The 25,648-nt window shown below is 44.9% G+C and carries 22 protein-coding genes; 9 read left to right on the forward strand and 13 right to left on the reverse strand.

The genetic code is table 11. The features are described 5' to 3' along the window. Positions 1-95: 95 nt before the first annotated feature. Positions 96-890: a DNA/RNA non-specific endonuclease gene (locus tag ACPD8L_RS13195; protein ID WP_421810140.1), complete on the forward strand. Its 795-nt coding sequence runs from the start codon at positions 96-98 to the stop codon at positions 888-890. On the opposite strand, the gene rodA is transcribed toward ACPD8L_RS13195, so the two are convergent. The 7 genes from rodA to ACPD8L_RS13230 all read right to left on the reverse strand — a co-directional run bounded on the left by rodA (position 887) and on the right by ACPD8L_RS13230 (position 8,619). Continuing rightward, entirely contained in the window at positions 887-2,170 is a 1,284-nt protein-coding gene (gene rodA / locus ACPD8L_RS13200) for a rod shape-determining protein RodA (RefSeq protein WP_116216233.1), read from the reverse strand. The genes ACPD8L_RS13195 and rodA overlap by 4 nt on opposite strands. Further along, positions 2,160-4,028: a peptidoglycan D,D-transpeptidase FtsI family protein gene (locus ACPD8L_RS13205; protein WP_423943753.1), complete on the reverse strand. Its 1,869-nt coding sequence runs from the start codon at positions 4,026-4,028 to the stop codon at positions 2,160-2,162. The genes rodA and ACPD8L_RS13205 overlap by 11 nt, the downstream gene beginning before the upstream one ends. A 54-nt stretch (positions 4,029-4,082) precedes the next feature. Next, positions 4,083-4,589: a rod shape-determining protein MreD gene (locus ACPD8L_RS13210; RefSeq protein ID WP_116216231.1), complete on the reverse strand. Its 507-nt coding sequence runs from the start codon at positions 4,587-4,589 to the stop codon at positions 4,083-4,085. After that, on the reverse strand, positions 4,582-5,397 hold the full coding sequence (gene mreC / locus ACPD8L_RS13215) for a rod shape-determining protein MreC (RefSeq protein WP_293304422.1): 816 nt from the start codon (positions 5,395-5,397) through the stop codon (positions 4,582-4,584). The genes ACPD8L_RS13210 and mreC overlap by 8 nt, the downstream gene beginning before the upstream one ends. 62 nt (positions 5,398-5,459) lie before the next feature. Next, positions 5,460-6,488, reverse strand: a complete 1,029-nt coding sequence (locus tag ACPD8L_RS13220) for a rod shape-determining protein (RefSeq protein WP_116216229.1) — start codon at positions 6,486-6,488, stop codon at positions 5,460-5,462. Positions 6,489-6,543: 55 nt separating this feature from the next. After that, positions 6,544-8,076 (reverse strand): bifunctional phosphoribosylaminoimidazolecarboxamide formyltransferase/IMP cyclohydrolase, encoded by a 1,533-nt coding sequence (gene purH / locus ACPD8L_RS13225; protein ID WP_423943756.1) that lies wholly within the window; start codon positions 8,074-8,076, stop codon positions 6,544-6,546. A 90-nt stretch (positions 8,077-8,166) separates the two neighbouring features. Further along, the gene (locus ACPD8L_RS13230) at positions 8,167-8,619 is read right to left on the reverse strand and encodes a GAF domain-containing protein (RefSeq protein WP_423943758.1); all 453 of its coding nucleotides are present in this window, start codon (positions 8,617-8,619) and stop codon (positions 8,167-8,169) included. A 154-nt stretch (positions 8,620-8,773) separates the two neighbouring features. Here ACPD8L_RS13230 and ACPD8L_RS13235 point away from each other — a divergent pair, with 154 nt between their 5' ends. From ACPD8L_RS13235 to ACPD8L_RS13270, 8 genes are all read left to right on the forward strand, one after another. Next, positions 8,774-9,136, forward strand: coding sequence for an HYC_CC_PP family protein (locus ACPD8L_RS13235; RefSeq protein WP_421810135.1), 363 nt, complete (start codon positions 8,774-8,776; stop codon positions 9,134-9,136). 91 nt (positions 9,137-9,227) lie between these two features. Then, positions 9,228-12,965, forward strand: coding sequence for an efflux RND transporter permease subunit (locus ACPD8L_RS13240; RefSeq protein ID WP_423943759.1), 3,738 nt, complete (start codon positions 9,228-9,230; stop codon positions 12,963-12,965). Continuing rightward, on the forward strand, positions 12,962-14,182 hold the full coding sequence (locus ACPD8L_RS13245) for a TolC family protein (protein WP_423943761.1): 1,221 nt from the start codon (positions 12,962-12,964) through the stop codon (positions 14,180-14,182). Before ACPD8L_RS13240 ends, ACPD8L_RS13245 begins: the two co-directional genes overlap by 4 nt. Before the next feature lie 16 nt (positions 14,183-14,198). After that, positions 14,199-14,498: a heavy metal-binding domain-containing protein gene (locus ACPD8L_RS13250; RefSeq protein WP_421810132.1), complete on the forward strand. Its 300-nt coding sequence runs from the start codon at positions 14,199-14,201 to the stop codon at positions 14,496-14,498. 25 nt (positions 14,499-14,523) lie between these two features. After that, positions 14,524-15,075, forward strand: coding sequence for a helix-turn-helix domain-containing protein (locus tag ACPD8L_RS13255; protein ID WP_421810131.1), 552 nt, complete (start codon positions 14,524-14,526; stop codon positions 15,073-15,075). 67 nt (positions 15,076-15,142) lie between these two features. Then, entirely contained in the window at positions 15,143-17,638 is a 2,496-nt protein-coding gene (locus ACPD8L_RS13260; protein WP_421810130.1) for a heavy metal translocating P-type ATPase, read from the forward strand. Positions 17,639-17,641: 3 nt separating this feature from the next. Further along, complete coding sequence (locus ACPD8L_RS13265; protein ID WP_421810129.1) at positions 17,642-18,352, forward strand: PepSY domain-containing protein; 711 nt, start codon at positions 17,642-17,644, stop codon at positions 18,350-18,352. Position 18,353: 1 nt separating this feature from the next. Further along, positions 18,354-20,087, forward strand: a complete 1,734-nt coding sequence (locus tag ACPD8L_RS13270; RefSeq protein WP_293304444.1) for an efflux RND transporter periplasmic adaptor subunit — start codon at positions 18,354-18,356, stop codon at positions 20,085-20,087. 301 nt (positions 20,088-20,388) lie between these two features. Here the strand turns inward: ACPD8L_RS13270 and groL are convergent, their stop codons facing one another. From groL to ACPD8L_RS13300, 6 genes are all read right to left on the reverse strand, one after another. Beyond that, complete coding sequence (gene groL / locus ACPD8L_RS13275) at positions 20,389-22,020, reverse strand: chaperonin GroEL (RefSeq protein ID WP_423943763.1); 1,632 nt, start codon at positions 22,018-22,020, stop codon at positions 20,389-20,391. 121 nt (positions 22,021-22,141) lie between these two features. Then, a complete protein-coding gene (locus tag ACPD8L_RS13280) occupies positions 22,142-22,420 on the reverse strand; it encodes a co-chaperone GroES (protein ID WP_116216218.1) in 279 nt (92 codons plus the stop codon). Between the two features lie 144 nt (positions 22,421-22,564). After that, complete coding sequence (secG, locus tag ACPD8L_RS13285) at positions 22,565-22,933, reverse strand: preprotein translocase subunit SecG (protein WP_116216217.1); 369 nt, start codon at positions 22,931-22,933, stop codon at positions 22,565-22,567. Between the two features lie 6 nt (positions 22,934-22,939). Beyond that, complete coding sequence (locus ACPD8L_RS13290; RefSeq protein ID WP_421810128.1) at positions 22,940-23,836, reverse strand: hypothetical protein; 897 nt, start codon at positions 23,834-23,836, stop codon at positions 22,940-22,942. Positions 23,837-23,841: 5 nt separating this feature from the next. Beyond that, entirely contained in the window at positions 23,842-24,369 is a 528-nt protein-coding gene (locus ACPD8L_RS13295) for an LptE family protein (RefSeq protein ID WP_421810127.1), read from the reverse strand. Further along, on the reverse strand, positions 24,369-25,646 hold the full coding sequence (locus ACPD8L_RS13300) for a sigma-54 interaction domain-containing protein (RefSeq protein ID WP_116216215.1): 1,278 nt from the start codon (positions 25,644-25,646) through the stop codon (positions 24,369-24,371). Before ACPD8L_RS13300 ends, ACPD8L_RS13295 begins: the two co-directional genes overlap by 1 nt. Between the last annotated feature and the right edge of the window lie 2 nt (positions 25,647-25,648).

Genomic DNA, 25,648 nt, shown 5'->3' on the forward strand with positions numbered 1-25,648 from the left:
GAATTATCGATTATCAAGTTAAACATCAATCAGCAAGCTCTCCTTCATTTTTTGGATGATAAATTATTGTTCAACTTTGTGGTGAAATCAATAGAATGAAAAACAAGACTGTTTATGCCCTTCTTTTGGCCATCTGTGTGATAGGATTTTGGGTGTTTGAGAATTTTTACACCCCCGCCACATACACAGACCCAAACAAAAATGGCGAGAAAACAAATGGAATTCTTTTTCCAAGCTCAACTTCAGGGGATGTGGTCCATCACCAGTATTTCTCCCTTTCGTACAGCGAGCCCCATGAGCAGGCCGAGTGGGTGGCGTATGAGCTTAAAAGGGAGCATTTGACCTATGATGATAGAAAACGACCTTATTTTATAGAAGACCCCGAAGTTAGGACCAAGTCTGCAGATTGGAAGAATTATAGAGGGTCTGGGTATGACCGTGGACACTTGTGCCCTGCAGGGGACAGACGCTTTTCGGAGTATGCATATAACGAGACCTTTTATACCAGTAATATAAGTCCACAGGATAGGGATTTTAACGCGGGCGTCTGGAACCGTTTGGAACAACAGGTAAGGAGATGGTGTAAAAAACACGGGGATTTATTTGTGGTCACAGGGGGTATTTTGGAGAAAGATCTTGAGGAGATTGGGGAAGAAGATGTGGATGTACCCCAGGCATTCTATAAAATTGTGCTCAATACAAAAGATGATTCCAGAGGAGTGCTTGCCTTTTTGATTCCCAATAAGGAAAGCAACGCACCGTTGCAGACCTTTTTGGTTCCCATTGACGTATTGGAGGAAAAAACGGGATTGGATTTTTTTGCACAACAACCCAAAACGTGGCAAGATGCCCGTGAGCATGAGATTGATGCAGAAGGGTGGGACTTTTAAATACCGTCCTTTAAGCGGTTGGAGTCCAATTTCAAAAAGATAAAGAGTAGCATGGTAAAGAAGATAAGCCCGGAACCCCCATAGCTGAAAAACGGTAGAGGTACCCCAATAGTGGGCAAGAGTCCGATCACCATGCCAATATTTATAAAATAGTGGAACACCAGAATGGAAATGACTCCATACCCGTACATGCGGCTAAAATCACTTTTTTGTCGCTCAGCGATATAGATCAATCGTAAAAAGAAAACGGAAAACAACAATATTACGGTTGCAGTTCCCAAAAAGCCCCATTCCTCACCTACGGAACTGAAAATATAATCCGTATGCTGCTCGGGGACAAAATCTCCTTTGGTCCGGGTGCCTTCCAAAAAGCCCTTGCCAAAGAAACCTCCAGATTCTATGGCCTTTTCAGATTGATAGGTGTTGTAACCAATGGTCTTTCGAATTTCCTCCAGTTTTTTTTCATCTTTTTCCAGACCCAACCACAGCGTGAAACGATCACGATGGCGCTGTTCAAATACATTCTCGTATACAAAGTTCACCGAGAGGGAAAACAATGTGGATATGATAATGACCCCCAGTACCGGTAGCAGTGGAATCTTGAGTGATGCCTTTTTAAAAGTATACACCAACAAGGTGATGACGATCATGCCAATAGTGACCCATACCGTTCCAAACATGAGGGTGGAAACAAAGAGTACTACAATGAATAGTAAAATACCGAGATAATACAGGGGGAACCCTTCACGGAAAAGCACAAAAAAGAAGGCAAAGTAGATCAAGGCGCTCCCGGGATCGGGTTGTGGCAAAATGAGAAAAGCCGGTAGCAATATGATGACCAAGGCATACATTTGGTGTTTCCGGGTTCTGATATCGGTCTGTATATCGCTCAAGAATTTGGCCAATGCCAGTGCAGTTGCCACCTTTCCCAACTCTGAAGGCTGAAGGTTGAAAAAACCAAGGTTATACCATGATGTGGCCCCGGCGATGGTCTTCCCAAAAACAAAGAGTCCTGCTAATAGCAATATGGATACAACATAAAAAATGGAGGAAAAGCGCTCAAAAAAGTTGGATTCCACAAAAAGAACCAAGATTATCCCTAAAAGGGATACCCCTATAAAGAAGAGTTGCTTCCCGTAAAGCGTGGAAAAGTCAAAAATGGAAGTGCTTTGATCCGTTAAGGAGGTGGAATAAATATTGATCCATCCTATAAAGACCAAAAGTGCATAAAGAATGATAGTGATCCAGTCTATCCTTCCAAAAACCCCTCTACCAAACATATTCGTTTATCTTGAAAGGTTCTCCACTATATGGTTTTGCATATTCGTGTTCCAAGGTCTTTTCCAGCATGCGTTTCTCCAAATCTTTTCGCGTGATTTCACCCTTGATATATTTTTCAATAAGTAGGGAGGCAATATGACCGGCGTAGCGTGCACCATAATACCCATTTTCAATATATACCGCCAAGGCAATCTGAGGGTTTTCCACAGGAGCAAAGGCCACAAAAACAGAATGGTCCGTGAGCTGCATGCGTTCACCATCAACCCGTATGAAATTTTCAACGGTCCCAGTTTTTCCAGCTATTTCAACATCTGGAATCTGTATCCACCGGGCAGTTCCATATTTGTATACATTGGCCATGCCCTCGATAACAGGGTCAAAATGTTTGCGATCTATGGTCGTGTAATGGGGTTCAGTGTATTTGGGGTCGATGGCTCCCGAATTTCCAATATTTTTGATGACATGGGGAGTGTAGAAATAGCCTCGGTTGGCAATGGCTGCGGTCATATTGGCCAATTGTAATGGTGTGGCGGCAATCTCGCCTTGCCCTATGGAATTGGAAATAATGGTGGATGCGGCCCATCTGCCATCCCCGTACCATTTGTCATAGTAGGCTTTATCGGGAATCCTACCGGGTGCGCCCGTGGGCAGGTCTGTTCCCAGATAATTGCCCAGGCCAAAACTCTTCATATGTTTTTCCCATACGTCCATGCCCTCATCCGTGGTGCGGTATTTATCATAGATTTTTCTAAAAACCCCAGCAAAATAGGCGTTACAGGATTGTTGGATTCCTGAATTTAAATCGCGTACTCCACCACCACAATGACAGCCACGGAGTGTGTTGCCCACATAAAAACCATGGTAACACCGAAATTTGGTATTCGGCTCTATAACCCCCTCTTGTAATCCAACCAAGGCATTCAAGGTTTTAAACGGTGACCCAGGGGATTGTTGCGCCAAAATGGAACGGTCCCACGTAGGTTTGGAAATGGTATCGTAGTGGAGCTTGCTATAATTTTTGGAGCGCTCTCTTCCCACCAAAAGGGCTGGGTCGTAAGTGGGGCCGGATATCATGGCCAAGATTTCACCGGACTTGGGTTCTATGGCAACTATGCCACCATGCTTACCGTGCATGAGTCTTTCCCCATATTCCTGAAGCTTTTTGTCCAAGGTGATATGGATTTCCTTGCCTTGTTCGGGGAGGGTGTCCAGTTTTCCGCTTTTATAAGGGCCAATATCGCGGTTAAAACGGTCTTTCTGAATGTGTTTTACTCCTTTTCGACCCCTTAAAACCTCTTCATATTGTTTTTCAACACCGGTGTGTCCTTTTAGTTCTCCGGCCACATAGTTGGGATTGTTCTTGAGTTCCCATTCATTTACCTCACTAATGTATCCCAATACATTGGCGGCACTGTTGGTGGCATAATAGCGCAAGGAACGCTTTTGAATATAAAACCCTGCATAATGACGCATTTTTTCCTGGAGCCGGGCATAGTCCTCTTTGGAAAGCTGGGGAACCAATACGGAGGGAAGTCTTGGGGAATAGGTTTTTGCTTTCTCCATTTTGTCTAAAAAGACAGCCTTTTCAATGCCCAAAAGCCCACAAAATTCCAAAGTGTCCAAAGGTTTTACCTCCCGTGGAATCACCATGACATCATAGGCAGGCTGATTGCCCACCATGAGTTCCCCATTTCGATCATAGATATATCCCCGTTCAGGATAGTCGTAGATTTTTTTAATGGCGGGATCATCCAATATTTGATCGGGAGAAAAACGAAAAAGCTGCAAATAGGAGAGTCTGCCTAAAAAGGTAAATCCTATTAAGATGACCACGGAAGATAGTAGCAGTTTTTTCATGGACAAAATGGTTTAAGGTCTAAACCTCTATAGTTCAACGTGACATTGTCTTTTTTATTCGCTTGTAGGGCTAAAAAGAGAACTAAAGAGTGTACATAGTACCAAAGTTACAAGACCTGTGGCAAAAACTTTTTTCAAAATTAAAAGGATGTGGGTAAAACTTAAAATTTCCAACGAAAAGAAAACAAGTTGATGGATCAATATCAACAGGGCCATAAAGGTAATACGTTGAACCTTGGTGGTGTTTTTAAAACTGAAGTTCTGGAACTCATAGTTCACTCCAAAACAAAAACGCATTATCACGGGTCTGGCGTAGGCAACGGTCAAGGAAGCAATGGCATTCAGGGCCATGGTGTCCGAAAAAATGTCGATAATCAATCCCAATAAAAAAGAAATGAGCATGAACAAGGTGCGGTTTCCCTTGATGGGGTACCAATAAAAGAAAATCACATAGACCAAGGGATTGATGCTGTCCATAAAGTTCATGGCATTGAAAATCAATACCTGGGCCAATATGAGCAATACAAACCGAAGACTATTTAAAAATACGGTGTTATTCATTTAGGGTGCGCGCCTCCAATGCTTTTATTTCCTCCTTGTTTTTGTTCTCTATAAGATACACATTCTTTATGTTGGCCATATCATTGAACAGTTCCACATCAATATTATAAAAACTGCCTGCCGTGTTAAGATCGTATTTTTTGATGGTCCCAATGGGAATGTTTTCAGGAAATATACTGGACATGCCACCAGTAACAATGGTATCGCCCACTACCAGTGGTACCAATCGGGGGATGTCCACCAATTGCGCAATGGTATAATCCTCACCTTCCCAGACCAGTGACCCAAAATAGTCGGAGTGCTTGATCTTGGCGTTGATGTTGGATTTGGTGTTGAGTAGACTTTGTACCGTTGCAAAATTTGAGGATACATTTTCAACAATGCCCAAAATGCCTTTGGTGGTAATCACCCCCATATCCTGTTTTACCCCTTGGTTTTCCCCTTTATCAATGGTAATATAATTTCTAGGGGAGGTAAAGCTGTTCTTGATCAGTCGGGCACTGAGAACTTCGTAAGCTGTCAATGTAGAATCCAAGGGCTGTACACTGTCAACTTTCATGTTAAACAGCATTTTTCGCAGCTGCTCATTTTCACGAACCAATCTATTGTTCTCTTCCCGAAGTCCAAAATAGGATGAAATATCAGCAGCCGAGCCATACACATTGCCCGTCAACCATTTGGAGGAGTTAAAAAACTTGGATTGATGATAGGAATGCGATCTAATGGTGATCACCAATGAAATAAGCAGGAGAAAACCATATAGGAAGGCATTTCTATTGCGTAAAACAAAATTGATGATCCGTTGCATGCAATCGTATCGTTATGAAAGTTTAAACGCCCTTAAGCGGATTGGAACCCAATATGGTCCAATTATTTGATCAAGATGCTTTTATAGCGTTCCAAATTTTTCAGCGCAATTCCCGTTCCGCGAACTACGGCTCGCAAGGGGTCTTCCGCAATATATACGGGAAGGTCTGTTTTTTGGGAAAGTCTTCTGTCCAATCCACGGAGCATGGAACCACCACCGGCCAAATAAATTCCGGTGTTGTAAATATCGGCGGCAAGCTCGGGAGGGGTTTGTGATAGTGTTTCCATTACAGCATCTTCAACCCGTAAAATACTTTTGTCCAAGGCTTTGGCTATTTCTCGATAGGAAACCTGAACTTGTTTGGGTTTTCCGGTCAATAGGTCCCTTCCTTGAATGGACTTGTCCTCTGGGGGGGATTTGAGGTCCTCAGTGGCCGATCCAATCTCAATTTTAATAGCTTCAGCGGTAGTTTCCCCCACATAGAGGTTATGTTGGGTACGCATGTAATAAATAATGTCGTTGGTGAACACATCGCCCGCAATTTTCACCGATTTATCACAGACAATACCCCCCAAGGCAATTACCGCAATCTCGGTGGTACCCCCACCGATGTCAACGATCATGTTTCCTTTGGGCTGCATAATATCCAATCCAATACCAATGGCTGCGGCCATGGGCTCATGGATAAGGTATACTTCCTTGCCATTTACCCTTTCCGCAGATTCCCGAACCGCTCGCATCTCCACTTCGGTGATACCGGAAGGGATGCAAATGACCATTCGCAATGCAGGCGGGAACCATTTTTTCTTTAAGGCCGGAATGTTCTTGATGAACATATTGATCATCTTTTCCGAAGCATCAAAGTCGGCGATAACCCCGTCCTTCAACGGTCGTATGGTCTTTATGTTTTCATGGGTTTTCCCCTGCATCATGTTGGCTTCGCGCCCCACCGCGATGATTTTTCCAGACACGCGATCCCTTGCCACAATGGAAGGGCTGTCCACCACCACCTTATCCAAGTGGATGATCAGGGTATTTGCAGTACCAAGGTCAATGGCAATTTCCTCGGTCATGAAATCAAAAAATCCCATAAAAAGCGTTTATTTTCGGATTAACGGTAAAAAATTACCGGCTAATGTACTAAAATTAATGTTTAAAATGCCGTGTGCCTGTCATTACCATGGCCATTCCGTTTTCATTGCAATAATCAATGCTCAATTGATCTTTGATGGATCCCCCGGGTTGGATGACACTTTTAATACCTGCCTTGTCTGCAATCTCAACACAATCGGGGAAAGGGAAAAAGGCGTCACTGGCCATTACGGCACCCTTTAAATCGAAATTGAACGACCCTGCTTTATGGATGGCTTGGTTCAAAGCATCCACACGTGAAGTCTGACCGGTTCCACTGGCGCACAGTTGTTTGTTCTTGGCCAAAACAATAGTGTTACTCTTGGTATGCTTACACAATTTGGAAGCGAAAATCAAATCTTCGATTTCTTCCGAGGTCGGTTTTTTATCCGTAACAGAATTTAAGTCCTCTTTTGCATCGGTTTTGGAATCTTTGTCCTGTACCAAGAATCCATTCAAGCAAGTGCGGACCAAAGTCTCTGGTAGGCTCACTTGGTTTTGGACGAGGATGATACGGTTCTTTTTTCCTTTGAGGATTTCCAACGCCTCATCGGAATAGCTTGGTGCAATGACTACTTCGCAGAACAGATTGTGAATCTCTTCGGCAGTTGGAGCATCAATTTCAACGTTGGAAATCAAAATACCGCCAAAGGCAGAGACCGGGTCACCGGCCAAGGCATCCACATAGGCTTGTTTGATGGTGCTTCGGGTAGCAAGCCCACAGGCATTGTTATGTTTTAAAATGGCAAAAGTGGGGTCATCATTCACAAATTCCCCCATCAGGTTAACCGCGGCGTCCACATCCAAAAGGTTGTTGTAAGATAGCTCCTTGCCGTGCAGTTTGGTGAACATGGCATCAAAATCCCCGAAGAAGAATCCTTTCTGGTGAGGATTTTCACCATAGCGCAACACTTGTCCTTTGGTTTCACTGATTTTGAGTACAGTTTCTTCCTTTTCCGCATTGAAATAGTTGAAAATGGCCGTGTCATAATGCGAGGAAACGTTGAACGCTTTAGCGGCAAAACGCTTGCGGTCTTCCAACGTGGTGGTGCCGTTTCCTTCGGAAATGACGTTGAGGAAGTCTTCGTAATCTTCCATGGAAGAAACGCAGAGTACGTCCTTGAAATTTTTGGCAGCGGCCCTGATCAAGGAGATACCGCCGATATCGATTTTTTCGATAATATCTTGTTCCGAAGCCCCACTGGCCACGGTTTTTTCAAAAGGGTAGAGGTCCACGATGACGATGTCCAATTGGGGAATGTCAAATTCCTGCATTTGGGCCACGTCGCTTTCGTTGTCCTGTCTATTTAAAATGCCGCCGAACACTTTAGGGTGCAATGTCTTCACCCGTCCACCTAGAATGGAAGGGTAGCTGGTAACATCTTCAACGGGTACCACATCGATACCGAGATTGCGGATAAATGTTTCGGTTCCTCCTGTGGAATAGAGGGTTACGCCGAGTTCGTCCAATTTTTTAACGATGGGCTCCAAACCATCTTTGTGGAATACGGAAATCAGTGCAGCGGAGGCTTTTTTGGCAGTCTTCATGGGTATCTTAAAAATCAATTTCTTAAGCCCACAAAAGTACTTGTTTTGTTGCTAAAAAGTAGAATGGGTTATCAACAAAATGGAGGAGTTTTACAGAATTTCGGCCACTTTTTTGTTGATGAATTCCAAAAACCGCTCATCCTCCTCGGAAAAGGGGTCCGGGGTGTTGGAATCGATATCGATTTGTCCCACATTTTCCCCATTCACAAACAGGGGGACCACAATTTCCGCTTTAACGGTAATGCTGCAGGCAATATAGTTGTCCTGTGCGGCCACATCGGGAACCACAAAGTTTTGGTTGCTCACCGCCACTTGTCCACAAATACCCTTGCCAAAAGGGATAATGGTGTGGTCCGTGGGTGCACCTGCGTAAGGACCCAATTTTAATTCTTCTTTATCCCCGTTTCTGAAGTAAAACCCGACCCAATCGTAATAGGATACTTCGCTGCGTAATAGTTCACAGATTTCACCCAAACGGGTGTCCACGGTTTTCGAATCATCGGTTATGATGGAAAGTACTTTGGGTTGAAGGGTTGCCAACATACATCTATTTTTTGCAAAGGTATGGAATAGGGGTTTTGTCCGATGCAAAGCCATAAACTTACTGGACTGTATTTTTAAACTTCTGTTAAACAAAACAATAAATCACCAAATTTTGTAGTTTTGTAGGGAAATGAAACAGGTTTTTCATCAAATTATGTCGTCTGTAATGGCCCTTTTGGTCTTGGCCTCAACGGTTTCTTGGACCGTGGACAAGCATATTTGTATGGGTAAAGTACAGGATATTTCCTTTTTTGCCCATGCGGATGATTGCGGTATGGACATGGAGATGGAAAAATCTTGCTGCGATGAAGAATCATTTACGGTTCAAGGTCAGGATGACCTAAAAATCTCCTTTGATGATTTTAGTGTTGGACAACAGCTGTTTTTGGTAAGCTTTGTCCATTCCTATTTTTATCTTTTTGAAGACAAGGTGGAGGAAATAAGTTCTTTTAGGGACTACGCCCCACCCCCACTGATACAGGACGTCCAAGTGCTGCATCAGACTTTCCTCATTTGATTTAACATTGGTTGATTGTACCCGACCCCTTGTGGTTGGGCGTGCCTATTTATGCACTTTTTTCTGATCCAATTGTTTAAATCAAACCTTTATGCTGAACAAGAGCATCAAATTTCTCATAGAGAACAAATTAGTGGCCGTTTTACTTCTAGTCCTATTTGTAGGTTGGGGTACGGTGAACATTCCATTTGACTGGGACACTGGATTTCTTCCCAAGAACCCTGTCGCAGTGGATGCCATCCCTGATATTGGGGAAAATCAACAGATTGTGTTTACCCAGTGGCCCGGACGGTCACCCCAAGATATGGAAGATCAGGTCACCTATCCGTTGACCACTTCCTTGTTGGGCATTCCCGGGGTAAAGACGATACGGAGTTCGTCCATGTTCGGACTGTCCAGTATCTACATCATTTTTGAGGAAGATGTGGAATTCTATTGGAGCCGAAGCCGTATTCTTGAAAAACTGAATTCCTTGCCCAGTAATCTTTTGCCCAGTGGGGTAAATCCGGCATTGGGCCCAGATGCCACTGCTTTGGGACAGATTTTCTGGTACACCTTGGAAGGACGGGACGAAGAAGGCAATGTTACCGGCGGATGGGATTTACAGGAACTGAGAAGCGTTCAGGATTACTATGTAAAGTATGCCCTGTCATCGGCCAGTGGAGTTTCTGAAGTCGCCTCCATAGGTGGTTTTGTGCAGGAATACCAAATCGATGTAAATCCAGAATTGCTGAAACAGTACAAGATTGGCCTGGATCAAGTGGTGAAAGCCATAAAGCAAAGCAATCGGGATATTGGGGCACAGACCTTGGAAATTAACAAGGCAGAATATTTGGTCCGTGGACTGGGATACATCAAATCCTTGGAAGACATTAAAAATGCTGTGGTCACTTCAACGGATTATACCTCCATAAGAGTGCAGGATGTTGCCCATGTTTCGTTGGGGCCGGCGGTTCGAAGGGGTGTTTTGGACAAGGAAGGTGCCGAGGTGGTCGGTGGTGCCGTGGTGGCACGATATGGGGCCAATCCCTTGGAAGTCATCAATAATGTAAAGGAGAAAATAAAGGAGCTCAGCGCCGGATTGCCTTCCAAGGAATTAAAGGATGGCACTACATCGCAATTGACCATCGTTCCGTTTTATGATCGCACGGAACTCATCCAAGAAACCTTGGGTACTTTAAATGAAGCGCTGACTTTGGAAATACTGATCACCATTTTGGTGATTGTGGTAATGGTCTTCAACCTGAGGGCATCCTTATTGATTTCAGGACTCTTGCCCGTAGCGGTACTCATGGTCTTCATTTCCATGAAGCTGTTTGGGGTGGATGCAAATATCGTGGCCCTTTCCGGAATTGCCATCGCCATTGGTACCATGGTCGATGTTGGGGTTATCCTTTCCGAAAACATTATCCGGCATCGGGATGAGAACACCCAAAACCTACCCATAAATACGGTAGTCTACAATGCCACATCAGAAGTTTCTGGAGCCATATTGACTGCCGTACTGACCACGCTCATCAGTTTTATCCCGGTATTCACTATGGTAGGGGCAGAGGGGAAATTGTTCCGCCCATTGGCATTTACCAAGACCATGGCCTTGGCAGCTTCCGTAATTGTTGCTTTGTTCATAATACCCCCTTTTGCGGCCATCATTTTCAAAAGAAAACCGCAGGGCCCTCTTCTAAAATACATTTGGAACGGAGCGCTTATCACCTTGGGTGTTGTAGCGGTTGTTTTTGGACAATGGCTTGGCCTGACCTTGATGGCTTTTGGGGTTTTGGGCATTTTAAGATTGAAAAAGTTGGTGTCTGAAAAAGAGGTTACATGGCTCAATGTGGTCCTCTGCATCACTACCATACTATTTCTATTGGCTACCTATTGGCGCCCCCTTGGCTTTGATAGGAGCATAGCCATTAACCTAATTTTTGTGGGGTTGATTTGTGGGGTACTGTTGGGCGTGTTCTATCTATTCCGAAAATACTATCACCGCATTTTGTTGTGGGCTTTGGAGAACAAACTGCTCTTCCTTTCAATTCCTACGGTGATTGTGGTCTTCGGGTTTTTGATCATGCGTAACACAGGTCAAGAATTTATGCCCTCCCTTAACGAAGGCTCTTTTCTGTTGATGCCCACCTCGCTCCCGCATGCCGGGGTAGAGGAAAACAAAAGGGTGTTGCAGCAGTTGGATATGGCCGTGGCCACCATCCCGGAGATTGAAACTGTGGTGGGAAAATCCGGAAGGACCGAATCGGCCTTGGACCCCGCTCCGCTTTCCATGTATGAAAATGTGATCCAATATCGCTCCGAATACGAGAAAAATGAATCAGGATCACCACAACGTTTTAAGGTAAATGAAGATGGGTATTTTGTGTTGAAGAACGGAAAAGTGGCCGCCAATCCCAATCTCAAAGTTCAGAATGAAGGGAATTACACAAATTCCCATGTAAGTGAACCATTGCGGATTGACAGAAAGCTGCTGACCCCAGACTCCGATGGAGAATATTTTAGGAATTGGCGTCCAGAGATTAAAAGCCCGGATGACATTTGGGATGAGATTGTAAAGGTGACCCGATTGCCAGGAATTACTTCGGCCCCCAAACTGCAGCCTATTGAAACCCGTTTGGTAATGCTTCAAACTGGGATGCGCGCTCCCATGGGAATCAAGGTCAAGGGACAGGATTTGAAAGAAATCGAGGCGTTTGGATTGCAGTTGGAGTCCATCCTCAAAGAAGCTGATGGGGTAAAGGACGAGGCTGTTTTTGCCGATCGCATTGTGGGTAAACCCTATTTGCTAATTGATATCGACCGTGAAAAATTGGTGCGATACGGTGTGGTCATTGAAGATGTACAGCAAATTCTTGAGGTGGCCATTGGCGGTATGACTTTGACCCAGACCGTTGAAGGAAGGGAACGTTATGGGGTTCGGGTGCGCTATCCGAGGGAACTTAGGGAAAATCCAACAGATATTGGCAATATTTATGTGCCGGTGGAAAAGGGCAACCCGGTTCCGTTGAGCGAATTGGTTACCATCAAATACGAACAAGGTCCGCAGGTCATTAAAAGTGAAGATACCTTTTTGGTGGGCTATGTTCTTTTTGATAAGCTGGATGGTTTTGCGGAAGTGGCTGTGGTGGAAAATGCCCAAGCCAAGATTTTGGAAAAAATTGATAGTGGTGCGTTGGTGGTGCCCAAGGGAATCAGTTACCAGTTTACAGGGACCTATGAAAACCAACTCCGGGCAGAAAAGACATTGTCTGTAGTGGTGCCCTTGGCCCTATTGATCATTTTCCTCATCCTATATTTCCAATTTAGGTCCGTAGCCACTTCCTTGATGGTGTTCACAGGGATTGCAGTGGCCTTTGCCGGTGGGTTTTTAATGATATGGCTGTATGGCCAGGATTGGTTCTTGAACTTCAGCTTTTTTGGTGAAAATCTACGGGACCTCTTCCAAATGCACCCCATTAACCTGAGTGTTGCGGTTTGGGTAGGATTCATTGCCCTTTTTGGAATTGCCACGGATGATGGGGTGGTCATGGCCACCTATTTAACGCAGACCTTTCGAAAAAACACCCCTACCTCATTGGAAGCCATCAGGGAATCCGTTTTGGAAGCGGGGGAGAAGCGTATTAGACCGTGTTTAATGACCACGGCGACCACCATTTTGGCCCTTTTACCTGTGTTGACCAGTACTGGCAGGGGAAGTGATATTATGATTCCCATGGCCATTCCCAGTTTTGGGGGAATGCTGATCGCATTGATCACCCTGTTTGTGGTGCCTGTATTGTTTAGTTGGAAAAGCGAATGGCAACTTAAAATGCAAAATCGATGAAAAAGAATCTCATTTTTATGGCATTTGCCCTTTTGACGGTTGGACTGAATGCCCAGACATTGGAGCTATATCTTCAGGAGGCGGAGCAGAACAATCCATTGATCCAGGCTTTGGAGCTTCGGTACAACATTGCCAAGGAAAAGGTGAGCGAGGTGAATACCTTGCCCAACACGACCATAGGTGCGGGTTATTTTGTAAGTGAACCCGAAACACGGACTGGTCCACAGCGAGCTCGATTTTCAGTATCACAGATGCTGCCCTGGTTTGGGACCATTACGGCCCGTGAAAACTATGCCAGTTCTATGGCGGAGACCGAGTATGTGGAAATTGCCATAGCCAAACGTAAATTGGCATTGTCCGTGGCCCAATCCTATTACCGATTGTACGCATTGCAGGCTACCCAGGCGAAACTCGATGAGAATATTGCCTTGCTCAACACCTATGAACGCTTGGCCCTTACATCAGTGGAGGTAGGGAAAGCTTCGGCAGTGGATGTGCTCAAACTTCAGATCAGACAGAACGAACTTCAACAACAAAAAGAAGTATTGCAGCAACAATACATCGCGGAACAGGCCGTGTTCAACAATTTATTGAATCGGGATGAAAGTATTTCGGTTGAGGTGGTGGATGGAATGGATATCCCGGAGGAAGATCCCATTCTTGAAAAGGAAGCATTGACCCTGAACCCGGAACTCCTCAAGTATGATCAATTATATGAATCCGTGGTGCAATCCGAACTCCTCAATCAGAAGGAGAATGCCCCAAGTCTCGGATTTGGGTTGGACTATGTAACCGTTTCGGAACGGCCCGATATGAGTTTTAGCGACAATGGTAAGGACATTGTAATGCCCATGGTCACCCTTTCCATTCCCATTTTCAACAATAAGTTCAAGTCCGTGACCAAGCAGAACCAATTGCGACAACAAGAGATTGAACTGCAAAAGCAGGAACGGTTGAATGTGTTGGAAAACACTTTTGCAAAAGCGCTTTCACAGCGTAACGAGGCCCGGATTGCCTATACCATTCAGGCAAAAAATCTGGATCAGGCCAAGGATGCGGAGGAAATCCTCATCAAAAACTATGAAACGGGCACCATTGATTTCAATGATGTACTGGACATTCAAGAGTTGCAATTGAAATTTCAGCTCAATCAAATACAATCTGTGCAGATGTACTATGTGCAATCTGCACTAATCAATTATGTAATCAACAAGTAATTTAATTTTAACAAAAATGAGAACAAACATCAGAACAATTATCGGAATCGCATTTGCCTCAGCATTGGTATTGACCATATCTTGTAAGGGAAAAACAGAAGAGGCCAAAGAAACTTCAACGGAAGCGACTATGGATCATGAAGGGCATGATATGGACAACATGAACGATATGGAAACCAAGGAATATGCATCAGCCTATGTGTGTCCCATGCATTGCGAGGGCAGCGGTAGCGATACCGAAGGGAAATGTCCAACTTGTGGGATGACTTATGTTTTGAATACGGAGCACATGAAGGACGGGCATACCCATAATTAAACATTAAAAACCTTACCCATCCAATATGATCATTAAAGTCAAAAATATGGTATGCGACCGCTGCAAGAGCGTTTTGAAAGATGAATTTCAAAAGGCGGACATTGCCGTGGCAAAAATGGATTTGGGTGAGATTCAATTCTTGGATGATGTCTTGCATCGCATGGATGATATACGAGGGATTCTGGTCAGAAATGGGTTTGAGTTGATCGAGAACCCGAACGACACCCGCATCGCAGAAATTAAAAAGCATGTACTCATGGCTTTGAACCATGGGGTGGACCGGAATCTCTCGGAGTATCTGTCCGACAAAATGAAAAAGGAATATTCGGTGCTGAGTAAACTCTTCAGTGCCACAGAGGGGATGACCATTGAAAAGTTTTTCATCAGGCTAAAAATTGAAAAGGCCAAGGAACAGATACAAATGGGAAACAAAACCTTCTCGGAGATTGCCTATGATCTAAACTATGCCAGTGGCAGTCATTTGGCCAAACAGTTCAAGGCCATAACCGGAATGTCCATGGGGGAATATCAAAAGCTTCAGCAATGGGACAGAAAAGCTTGGGACCAAATTGTATAACAATTAACCAAAATTGTAAAAGTAGTTGACCGGAGGATACGGTAGTTTCGATTTAAAAACAAAAACAATGAAGCACACCTATCACATACACGGAATGACCTGCAACGGATGTAGGGGCCATGTGGAGAAAACCCTTTCCGAGGTTGAGGGGGTGATTTCCGCTGAGGTCAATTTGGAAAAGGCCGAAGCCGTGATTACCATGAAGGAACATATTCCCTTGGAACGGTTTCAACAAGCCTTGGAAAAGGATGGGGGAAGGTACGGTATCCATATGCCCGGTCATCACCATCCACCCCAACCGAAAGAAAAACCCGAAGTGAAAAATGGAACAGGGGTATTTTACTGCCCCATGCATTGCGAAGGGGACAAAACCTATGACCAGCCCGGTGATTGTCCGGTCTGTGGAATGGATTTGGTGGAGGAACAGAATTTATCCGCTTCCTCTTTGGAACAATGGACCTGCCCCATGCACCCGGAAATTATTCGGGACGAACCCGGCAGCTGTCCCATCTGTGGAATGGATTTGGTCCCAAAAAAACCAGATCTTTCAGCAGAGGAGAAAACGTATAAAAAATTGATCAAAAAATTCTGGCTGGCCTTGGCATTTACCCTGCCCATTTTTTTGATTGCCATGAGTGAAATGGTGCCCAACAACCCATTGTACACCATGTTGCCGCAAAAGTATTGGAACTGGGTCCAGTTTGCCCTTTCCCTGCCCGTGGTCTTTTACGCCACTTGGATGTTTTTTGAACGGGCCTTCAGAAGTATCAAGACCTGGAACCTGAACATGTTCACCCTCATAGGTATCGGTGCCGGGGTGGCTTGGACTTTTAGTGTTTTTGGGATGCTATTTCCGGATTTCTTCCCGGAACAGTTCAAAACAGAAGCTGGAACAGTGCATGTGTACTTTGAGGCGGCAACAGTCATCCTTACACTGGTGCTTTTGGGTCAGGTATTGGAAGCCAGGGCCCATAGCAAGACCAATTCTGCCGTAAAGGAGCTATTAAAGCTTGCCCCGAACAAAGCGATCAGAGTAGTCAATGGGGAAGAGAAGGAAGTACATATCGATGACATTCAGTTAGGGGATATTTTGCGGGTAAAGCCCGGGGAAAAGATTCCTGTGGATGGCGTGGTGATGGAAGGTCAGACCGCCATAGATGAGTCCATGATCACGGGCGAACCCATTCCTGTGAACAAGGAACAAGGAGATAAGGTAAGCAGTGGTACCATCAACGGGAATACATCCTTCTTGATGAAAACCGAGAAAGTGGGGTCGGACACCCTATTGTCCCAAATCATAAAAATGGTGAACGATGCCAGCCGCAGTAGGGCGCCTATCCAGAAATTGGCCGATACCGTATCTGGATATTTTGTGCCCATTGTTGTGGCCATAGCCGTGGTCACTTTTGGCGTGTGGGCCATTTGGGGACCAGAGCCGGCCTATGTATATGCGTTGGTCAATGCAATCGCCGTATTGATCATTGCCTGTCCTTGTGCCCTTGGATTGGCCACGCCCATGTCTGTAATGGTAGGCGTGGGCAAAGGAGCCCAAAATGGCGTACTCATAAAAAATGCCAAAGCTCTTGAAAGGATGAACAAGGTGGATACCCTTATTGTGGACAAGACCGGGACCATTACCGAAGGGAAGCCTACTGTTGAAAAAGTGGGAACATTTGGGGGTAATGAAGATAACACGGTTCTGCAATACATGGTTTCCTTGAACAATCTTAGCGAGCATCCCTTGGCACAGGCTACCGTGAACTATGGGAAAGAAAAGAATATTGATTTTTTAAAAGCTGATGGATTTGAAGCTGTCACCGGAAAAGGGGTCCAAGGAACTGTAAATGCAAAGAAGACCGCTTTGGGTAACCGTAAGATGATGCAGGAAGTAGGCGTAGAAGTGTCCGAAGCCATGGAAAATGAGGTACAAACCTATCAGAAACAAGGAAAGACCGTGTCCTATTTGGCCATCGATGGAAAAGCGGTGGGTTATGTGGTCATTGGGGATCGCATAAAGAAAACCAGTGCAAAGGCCATCAAGGCGCTACAGGATAAAGGTGTGAGTGTGATCATGCTTACCGGCGACAACCGGGATACGGCCCAAGCCGTGGCCAATGAACTTCATTTGTCCGACTTTGAAGCGGGGATGCTGCCCGAGGACAAGCTTAAAAAAGTATCGGAATTGCAGTCCCAAGGTAGGGTGGTGGCCATGGCCGGAGACGGAATAAATGATGCACCTGCATTGGCCAAAAGTGATGTTGGGATTGCCATGGGAACAGGTACCGATGTGGCCATGGAAAGTGCCTCCATTACCTTGGTAAAAGGAGATTTGCATGGTATTGTCAAAGCATTCAACCTGAGTGGTGCCGTCATGGGCAATATCAAGCAAAACCTGTTCTTTGCCTTGGTGTACAACACCTTGGGGGTTCCTATCGCCGCGGGAGTGCTCTATCCATTTTTTGGATTGTTGCTCTCTCCCATGATCGCAGCCTTGGCCATGAGCTTTAGCTCTGTATCGGTCATTGCCAATGCACTCAGACTTCGAACTAAATCAATCGACTAAATAATGGTAAAAAGACAAACAGCAATCAAAATTCGAAAGACCCACAGGTACTTGGGAATCTTTTTGGGGATTCAATTCCTGATGTGGACGATCAGCGGGATGTATTTCAGTTGGACGGATATTGATGAAATCCATGGAGATCATTTCAAAAAAATGCCGCCCAAAGCCACATCTTTTTCCAATCTTTTGGGAACGGATAGCCTAAACGGTGTCAACGGGATTGCGTCCATGGAACTTTTGGAGATTGCTGGTCAGCCCTATTATTGGATCAATGGGGCACAGTTGTTCAATGCCAGAACTGGGGAACAAAAGAAACGTGTAAGTGAAGAAGAGGCCTTACAAGTGGCGGCCGATCATATGCGTCCTGACCTTAAGGTCAGCTCCATTGTCCAGATCAATGAAGTGGGACCGCATCACGAGTATCGAGGAAGACCCTTGCCCGCCTATGAAATTTCGTATGCGACTTCTGAAGAATTAAAGGCGTATGTGGCACTGAACAATGGGGCATTTCAAACGGTACGGCACAGGGATTGGCGTTGGTTTGATTTTTTGTGGATGACACACACCATGGACTATCAAGGACGGGATGATTTCAATACCCTACTGCTCAGGGGGTTTTCTTTATTGGGACTGATTACGGTATTGAGTGGTTTCCTGCTTTGGTTCACGTCTTCCCCATCGGTTCGAAAAATGGTTAAACGAAAAAATAAATAGCATGAAAAAGAATATTGTATATGTTGGAGTAGCGGCCGTGGTTGGACTTCTTTTAGGATATCTGATTTTTGGTTCAAGTTCTGGGGATGGGAATTCTACCGATGGGCATGATCACAGCAATGAAATGGCATCCGATCAAATGTGGACCTGTTCCATGCATCCACAGATCATGCAGCCGGAACCTGGCGATTGTCCTATCTGTGGTATGGATTTGATTCCGGTAGGTTCTTCGGATGTAGGTCTTGCCATGGGACAAATAAGAATGTCCAGCAATGCCATGGCACTTGCTGGTGTGGAAACGGTGACCGTGGGTGCTGGGATGACAGGGGAAGGCCGTGTGAAGCTCTCTGGAAAAGTGGCTATCAACCAAGAAGCGGATGCCGTGCAATCGGCCTACTTTAATGGGAGGATTGAAAGACTCAACATCAATTTTGAAGGGGAAGAAGTAAGAAAAGGACAACAACTGGCCACCATCTACTCTCCCGAGCTGGTCGCGGCACAACAAGAATTGATTACGGCGGCCAATTTGAAGGCTTCCCAACCAGCACTTTATGCGGCGGTCCGGAATAAGCTTACATTTTGGAAACTGTCTGAAAATCAAATCAATGAAATTGAAAGTTCTGGGAAGGTGCGTGAAAACTTCCCGGTATATGCCAATGTTTCAGGAGTGGTTTCGGAAATCATGGTCGAAGAAGGTGATTATGTAAGCACTGGTTCACCTTTGGTAAAAGTGGCCAATTTAAATTCGGTTTGGGCCGTGTTTGATGCCTACGAGAACCAATTGTCGCTGCTCAAGAAAGGACAAAACCTTGAGGTGCTGACAAAGTCGTACCCCAATGAAACTTTTAATGCGAAAATTTCCTTTGTGGATCCCTTGTTGAACAGTTCCACGAGGACTCTTGAGGTGCGTGCGAATCTGGATAACAGAAAAGGGTTGCTGAAACCGGGGATGTTTGTCACGGCCGAAATCCAATTGGAGAACGATACGGAAACGGAGACACTTACCGTTCCGGAAAGTGCGGTTCTTTGGACTGGGGAACGCTCTGTTGTTTATGTAAAGCCAAATTCAGGAGAAGGCATCTTTGAGATGCGCGAAGTGACCTTGGGGAATTTGGTCAATGGTAATTATATAGTGGTTTCTGGATTGAGTTCAGGTGAGGAGGTAGTGACCAAGGGGACGTTTACCGTGGATGCCGCTGCGCAACTCCAAGGAAAAAAATCCATGATGAACAAAAGTGGGGGAAGAACCATGACCGGACATGAAGGGCATGGAGCTGGAATGCAAATGGATATGGAAATCTCAAAAGAAGCCAAGACAGCATTTGACTTATTGTTGGATCCGTATCTTAAACTAAAAGATGCCTTGGTGGCTTCCAATATGGAACAGGTACAACAATTTGCCAGTGAGGGGATGGAGAATGCCAAACAAATTGCTGCCATAGAAATGGATGAAAAGACAAAGATTCATTTTTCGAAGATTGGGAATCAATTCGCGGCTATTGGTTCAGAAAGTGACTTGGACGGCCAACGGAATCATTTTGTCCAATTGTCGGAAAGCATGATACTGATTGGAAGTCGAATAACCGGAATGGGTAAAAAACTGTATGTACAACAATGTCCCATGGCCAATCAAAATAACGGGGCAAATTGGCTGAGTCTGGACGAGGAAATCAAAAATCCATATTACGGTGAAGCCATGTTGAAATGCGGAAGCACAGTTGGTGTAATAAACTGATAATCAAACTATAAAAAATATTTTATATCCAGTTTAGTTAATATTTAGCCAATAAAAATTTTGGAATTGAAAACTGATATACATTTACTTCAGTTTTTAATTTATTGACTCATGAAACAAGCGAAGTCAACTGGAAAGTCATCTCCTGCCAAAGCTGTAAAAAGCAATGCCAAGAAGACTACCCAAGCTACTGGTAAGAAGAAGTAACTTGTGGTTTTTTGGCCCAAAGGGCCATAACTGAAAAGAAAGAAAAACGCCCTGATGAAAATCAGGGCGTTCCTATTTTAAATCCTATTGGATATTACATCATTCCTGGCATTCCGCCGCCACCCATTGGAGGTCCGGCAGGAGTATCTTCCTTGATGTCTGTCAATGCACACTCAGTGGTCAAGATCATACCTGCAACCGAAGCGGCATTTTCCAAAGCGATACGGGTCACTTTCTTGGGATCGATGATTCCAGCTTTCAACATGTCAACATATTGATCGGCCTTGGCATCGTAACCAAAGTCCTTCTTACCTTCCAAAACTTTGGAAATAACTACGGAACCTTCACCTCCAGCGTTTTCAACGATGGTACGCAATGGAGCTTCAATGGCCTTGGCCACAATCTGTACCCCAGTGGTTTCGTCCAAAGATTCGGTTTCCAATTTCTCAAGGACATTTTTGGCACGTACCAAAGCAACACCACCACCGGCAACAATGCCTTCTTCCACAGCGGCGCGGGTAGCGTGCAAAGCATCGTCCACACGGTCTTTCTTCTCTTTCATTTCCACTTCAGAGGCAGCACCTACGTACAATACCGCAACACCTCCGGCCAATTTGGCCAAACGCTCTTGCAATTTTTCCTTGTCGTAATCTGAGGTTGTAGTCTCGATTTGCGCCTTGATCTGGTTCACTCTGGCTTTGATGTCAGTCGCTTTTCCCGATCCATTTACGATAGTGGTGTTATCCTTATCGATGGTTACGGTCTCGGCAGTACCCAACATCTCCAAAGAAGCATTTTCCAAAGAGAAACCTCTTTCCTCAGAGATAACGGTACCTCCGGTCAAGATAGCGATGTCTTCCAACATGGCTTTTCTTCTGTCTCCGAATCCTGGAGCTTTCACAGCAGCAATTTTAAGACCACCTCTCAATTTGTTCACTACCAAAGTGGCCAAAGCTTGACCTTCAACATCCTCGGCAATGATCAACAACGGTCTTCCTGATTGCGCAACGGGCTCAAGAATAGGAAGGATTTCCTGTAGGTTGGATATTTTTTTATCGAAAAGAAGAATATAAGGACTCTCCAAATCGGCAATCATTTTGTCAGTATCGGTCACGAAGTAAGGAGAAAGATAACCTCTGTCAAACTGCATTCCTTCCACGACATCTACATAAGTGTCGGTACCTTTGGCTTCTTCCACAGTAATAACACCTTCTTTACCTACTTTTTCAAAAGCAGTGGCGATAAGATCACCAATGGTATCGTCATTGTTGGAAGAAATAGCGGCAACCTGCTTTATTTTGTCGGTATCGCTACCTACTTTCTTGGCTTGTTTTTCCAAATCGGCCACCAAAGCCTCAACGGCTTTATCAATACCGCGTTTCAAATCCATGGGATTGGCGCCGGCAGCAACGTTTTTCAAACCTTCTTTTACAATCGCTTGGGCCAAAACCGTAGCGGTAGTGGTACCATCACCGGCCTGGTCATTGGTTTTGGAAGCAACTTCCTTAACCATTTGGGCACCCATATCTTCTAGGGCGTCCTCCAATTCAATTTCTTTTGCAACGGATACACCATCCTTGGTCACTTGGGGAGCACCAAAGGATTTGCTGATGATCACGTTTCTTCCCTTGGGACCCAAGGTTACTTTCACGGCTTCGGCCAATTTATCAACGCCTCGTTTCAGGCCGTCACGTGCATCTATATCAAACTTAATGTCTTTTGCCATTTTATATTTTGTTTTGTCATTCCTGTACTTCGATTATGCTCAACATAAACTCCAACAGGAACTTTTTAGTTATACTTTTAGGTTTAGATGGATTCCCGCTTTTGCAGGAATGACATGTTGGTTACACTATTGCCAAAATATCACTCTCGCGCATAATCAAATAATCCGTTCCGTCCAATTTAAGTTCGGTTCCGGCATATTTTCCATAGAGTACGGTATCTCCAACCTTTACGGTCACTTTTTCATCCTTGGTGCCAGGACCAACAGCAACTACATTGCCTTTTTGGGGTTTTTCCTTTGCGTTGTCCGGGATGATGATACCGGAGGCAGTTTTGGTCTCAGCCTGAAGAGGCTCGATGAGGACCCTATCCGCCAATGGTTTGATGCTTACTTTAGCCATATTTTTACGTTTTAGGTATTTGTTTTTAAAATTCTCGAAATACTGGGGCAGAAATTATGCCATTGCCCAAAAACTGACATTATGGAAAACAAAAATGCCAGCTTGTCATTCAAGCTGGCATTTTTGTATCTGTTGTCATTGTTCTTAGTTGATCGTGTCAGCGGGATTTGAAGTATCCGCCGCAGGAACCTGCTCTGGAACTTCTTCAGGAAGCGCTTCAGGAACAGCAGCCTCTGTGCCATCACCTTGCAACAATTTGGAATCTGCTTGGCTATAGCTTCCCTTTAGGGAAACATTGGAAAGCAAAATCAAAACAATCAACAAAGTGGCCAAGGTCCAAGTACTTTTATCCAAAAAGTCCCCTGTCTTTTTTACACCACCAACAACTTGGTTTCCGCCACCTCCGAAAGAGGAGGACAACCCACCACCTTTAGGGTTTTGGACCATAATGACCAAGACCAACAAAAGGCACACGATAATGATCAATATCAAAAAAATGGAAAACGTGCTCATTGTATATTATTCTTTTTCTTTCTGCAGCTTCTTCACCGCCCGAATTTGGTCTGCAAAGAAACCACTTTTTTCTGGATATTTCAAACTCAATATTTTAAAGGACTGAATGGCCTTTTTGTACTTCTTTTGTTCCAGATATACCTTGGCCAAAGTCTCTGTCATAAGCTCGTTTTTATCGAACTTGGTGGACTCTTTGATGTTCACCTTGGCATTGGCATTTTCTGTGGGGACAATTTTGGGATTGTTCTCGATAAACTTGTCCAAGAGCTCAAATTTTTTCTTTTTTTCCAACTCCTCCATGACCTCCTGCGTCTCTTGGGGTTCCTCTGCGTCGTGTTTGGAAGTGAGTTTGAGCCATTCGGTAAAGGAATGCTTCTCTTTTTTGGTGAAGGGGATGGGTTTGCCCAACTGCAATTCGGCTTCCGGAGTGGGGTCTTCCTCCTTGGTTTCTTCCAAAACAGGTTCTTCAGGGGTTTTGGATTTGAACAGGGCGGGATTCAATATCTGTTCGGCATCCTGAAGATTTTGGGGCAAGGCCACTTCTTCGGCATCCACCAACATGGCATTTACGGTTTCACTGGGTTCAATCTCTTCTGAAACGGCATTTTGATCTTCCAGTTTGCTGCCTCTTCCGGCAATGGTGTCGGCAATATTGTTCTGTACAAATTCTTGGGATGTGATATAATCGAACAATACCTCGCGGTCCGCCGTATGGGCTGCGGCCACTTTTAGTGCCCCATTGTATTTATAGCTGTCCAGATTTTTAAGTCCCTTCAAATGCAGTGCCCGCGCTGCTTGAAAATAGGGGTATTCCTCAATGATGTCTTCCAACTCCCTGGTCTGCTTTGGGGACAGGATGGTGTTCGATTTTTGAAGAATATGTATAAAATCCGATACGTTCATAATCATTACCAATTTCCTAGGGACGCATTGAAAATGTCCTGGGTAAGGCGTTCAAAAATTTCCTCGTGCGCTGCCGCTTGGATCGACGTCAAGGAAGCAGCGGCATCAAAATCGTAAAAAAAGGAAAAGCGGCGTTCAAAATCGGCATCTTCCTTTGTGGTATTATAAAAACGGACATTTACGCTCATGGTCAATCGGTTTTGGGCCGTTCTCTGGTCGGAGGTTGCTGTCATGGGGATGACCTTGTATTCCACAATTTCACCTTCGTATAATAAATCTCCATTACTGCCCGTGAGTGATAGACTGGTGAGGTTGTTGATCATATCCTGAAGGGCCAGTGTAAAATCACGATCTAGTCCGGGCACAATGGTGGAACCAGGGCTTTGGTCGGCATAATTCTGGAAAAAGTTGACCTGAAAACTGGTGGCCGTTCCAATATCCGCTCCTGAAAAATTATAGGCTCCACAACTATAAAAGCTGATGATCAATCCTAAAAGCCCAACTTTAAAACCATTTTTTTCCATGAATCCCATTACAGATCGTATTGTTTTATTTTTCGATACAAAGTCCGTTCCGAAATGCCCAGTTCGGCTGCGGCGGCCTTGCGTTTTCCGCGATTGCGTTCCAAGGATTTTTTGATCAGCTCTATTTCCTTTTCCTGTAAAGATAGGGTTTCTTCCTCTTCGATCTCCTCGGCAAAATGATACCGGTCTTCCTGGGGTTGCGACACCACTACCGGGTTTTCCACTACGGGTTCCGGTAAGTGCAATACCTCTGCTATGGACTCTTCTTCCTGTTCCTGTTCAAACTCTTCTTCCTTGCCTCCGTAGATTTTACGGATCAAGGTTTCATTTTCCTCCTGTACCTTTTCGGAATTATCGTTTTTCAATAGTTCCAAGGTCAGTTTTTTCAAATCGTTGAGGTCGCTTTTCATATCGAACAAGACCTTGTACAGGATTTCCCGCTCGTTGCTGAAATCGCTTTCCTTTTTGGTCTGCCCCACCACAGCCGGTAAATTGGAACCAGTTGAATTGGGCAGATAGCTGTTCAAGGTTGCCGCAGAAATGTTCCTGTTCTCCTCAAGCACCGAAATCTGTTCCGCAATGTTCCGCAATTGCCTAATGTTGCCCGGCCAACGGTATTTCAACAATAATTGAACCGCATCATCCTCCAGTCGGATAGTGGGCATTTTGTATTTCTGTCCAAAATCCGAGGCAAACTTTCTGAACAGCAAATGGATGTCGTCCCTGCGTTCCCGAAGGGGCGGAAGTCCAATTTCCACGGTGCTCAACCTGTAATAAAGGTCTTCCCGGAACTTTTCCTTTTTAATGGCCTCGAACATATTGATGTTGGTGGCGGCCACGATCCTAACATCGGTTTTTTGAACTTGGGAAGAGCCTACCTTTAGAAACTCCCCATTTTCCAAAACACGGAGCAATCGCACCTGGGTGGTAAGGGGAAGTTCACCCACCTCGTCCAAGAAGATGGTTCCGCCATCGGCTACCTCAAAATACCCACTTCGGGTTTGGGTGGCTCCGGTAAAGGCTCCTTTCTCGTGGCCAAAAAGCTCACTGTCTATAGTCCCTTCGGGGATGGCCCCACAGTTTACGGCAATGTATTTGGCGTGTTTTCGGTGTGATAAGGAATGGATAATCTTGGGAATAGCCTCTTTACCTACCCCACTTTCCCCGGTCACCAAAACCGATATGTCCGTGGGAGCTACTTGGATGGCCTTTTCTATGGCACGGTTGAGCTTGACGTCATTGCCAATGAGCTCAAACCGTTGTTTAATGGATTGAACATTCTCCATAA

This window comes from Flagellimonas algicida, from assembly GCF_049629585.1.
Lineage (GTDB): Bacteria > Bacteroidota > Bacteroidia > Flavobacteriales > Flavobacteriaceae > Flagellimonas.

Excerpts from the sequence above, each read along its gene's own strand:
- ACPD8L_RS13255 (WP_421810131.1), top strand. The coding sequence starts at position 14,524 with ATGATCATTAAAGTCAAAAATATGGTATGCGACCGCTGCAAGAGCGTT.
- ACPD8L_RS13220 (WP_116216229.1), bottom strand. The coding sequence starts at position 6,488 with ATGGGATTTTTTGATTTCATGACCGAGGAAATTGCCATTGACCTTGGT.
- ACPD8L_RS13245 (WP_423943761.1), top strand. The coding sequence starts at position 12,962 with ATGAAAAAGAATCTCATTTTTATGGCATTTGCCCTTTTGACGGTTGGA.
- ACPD8L_RS13265 (WP_421810129.1), top strand. The coding sequence starts at position 17,642 with ATGGTAAAAAGACAAACAGCAATCAAAATTCGAAAGACCCACAGGTAC.
- ACPD8L_RS13210 (WP_116216231.1), bottom strand. The coding sequence starts at position 4,589 with ATGAATAACACCGTATTTTTAAATAGTCTTCGGTTTGTATTGCTCATA.
- ACPD8L_RS13290 (WP_421810128.1), bottom strand. The coding sequence starts at position 23,836 with ATGAACGTATCGGATTTTATACATATTCTTCAAAAATCGAACACCATC.
- ACPD8L_RS13250 (WP_421810132.1), top strand. The coding sequence starts at position 14,199 with ATGAGAACAAACATCAGAACAATTATCGGAATCGCATTTGCCTCAGCA.
- mreC (WP_293304422.1), bottom strand. The coding sequence starts at position 5,397 with ATGCAACGGATCATCAATTTTGTTTTACGCAATAGAAATGCCTTCCTA.
- ACPD8L_RS13260 (WP_421810130.1), top strand. The coding sequence starts at position 15,143 with ATGAAGCACACCTATCACATACACGGAATGACCTGCAACGGATGTAGG.
- ACPD8L_RS13195 (WP_421810140.1), top strand. The coding sequence starts at position 96 with ATGAAAAACAAGACTGTTTATGCCCTTCTTTTGGCCATCTGTGTGATA.
- ACPD8L_RS13240 (WP_423943759.1), top strand. The coding sequence starts at position 9,228 with ATGCTGAACAAGAGCATCAAATTTCTCATAGAGAACAAATTAGTGGCC.
- groL (WP_423943763.1), bottom strand. The coding sequence starts at position 22,020 with ATGGCAAAAGACATTAAGTTTGATATAGATGCACGTGACGGCCTGAAA.
- rodA (WP_116216233.1), bottom strand. The coding sequence starts at position 2,170 with ATGTTTGGTAGAGGGGTTTTTGGAAGGATAGACTGGATCACTATCATT.
- ACPD8L_RS13205 (WP_423943753.1), bottom strand. The coding sequence starts at position 4,028 with ATGAAAAAACTGCTACTATCTTCCGTGGTCATCTTAATAGGATTTACC.
- ACPD8L_RS13280 (WP_116216218.1), bottom strand. The coding sequence starts at position 22,420 with ATGGCTAAAGTAAGCATCAAACCATTGGCGGATAGGGTCCTCATCGAG.
- ACPD8L_RS13270 (WP_293304444.1), top strand. The coding sequence starts at position 18,354 with ATGAAAAAGAATATTGTATATGTTGGAGTAGCGGCCGTGGTTGGACTT.
- ACPD8L_RS13295 (WP_421810127.1), bottom strand. The coding sequence starts at position 24,369 with ATGGGATTCATGGAAAAAAATGGTTTTAAAGTTGGGCTTTTAGGATTG.
- ACPD8L_RS13235 (WP_421810135.1), top strand. The coding sequence starts at position 8,774 with ATGTCGTCTGTAATGGCCCTTTTGGTCTTGGCCTCAACGGTTTCTTGG.
- ACPD8L_RS13300 (WP_116216215.1), bottom strand. The coding sequence starts at position 25,646 with ATGGAGAATGTTCAATCCATTAAACAACGGTTTGAGCTCATTGGCAAT.
- ACPD8L_RS13230 (WP_423943758.1), bottom strand. The coding sequence starts at position 8,619 with ATGTTGGCAACCCTTCAACCCAAAGTACTTTCCATCATAACCGATGAT.
- purH (WP_423943756.1), bottom strand. The coding sequence starts at position 8,076 with ATGAAGACTGCCAAAAAAGCCTCCGCTGCACTGATTTCCGTATTCCAC.
- secG (WP_116216217.1), bottom strand. The coding sequence starts at position 22,933 with ATGAGCACGTTTTCCATTTTTTTGATATTGATCATTATCGTGTGCCTT.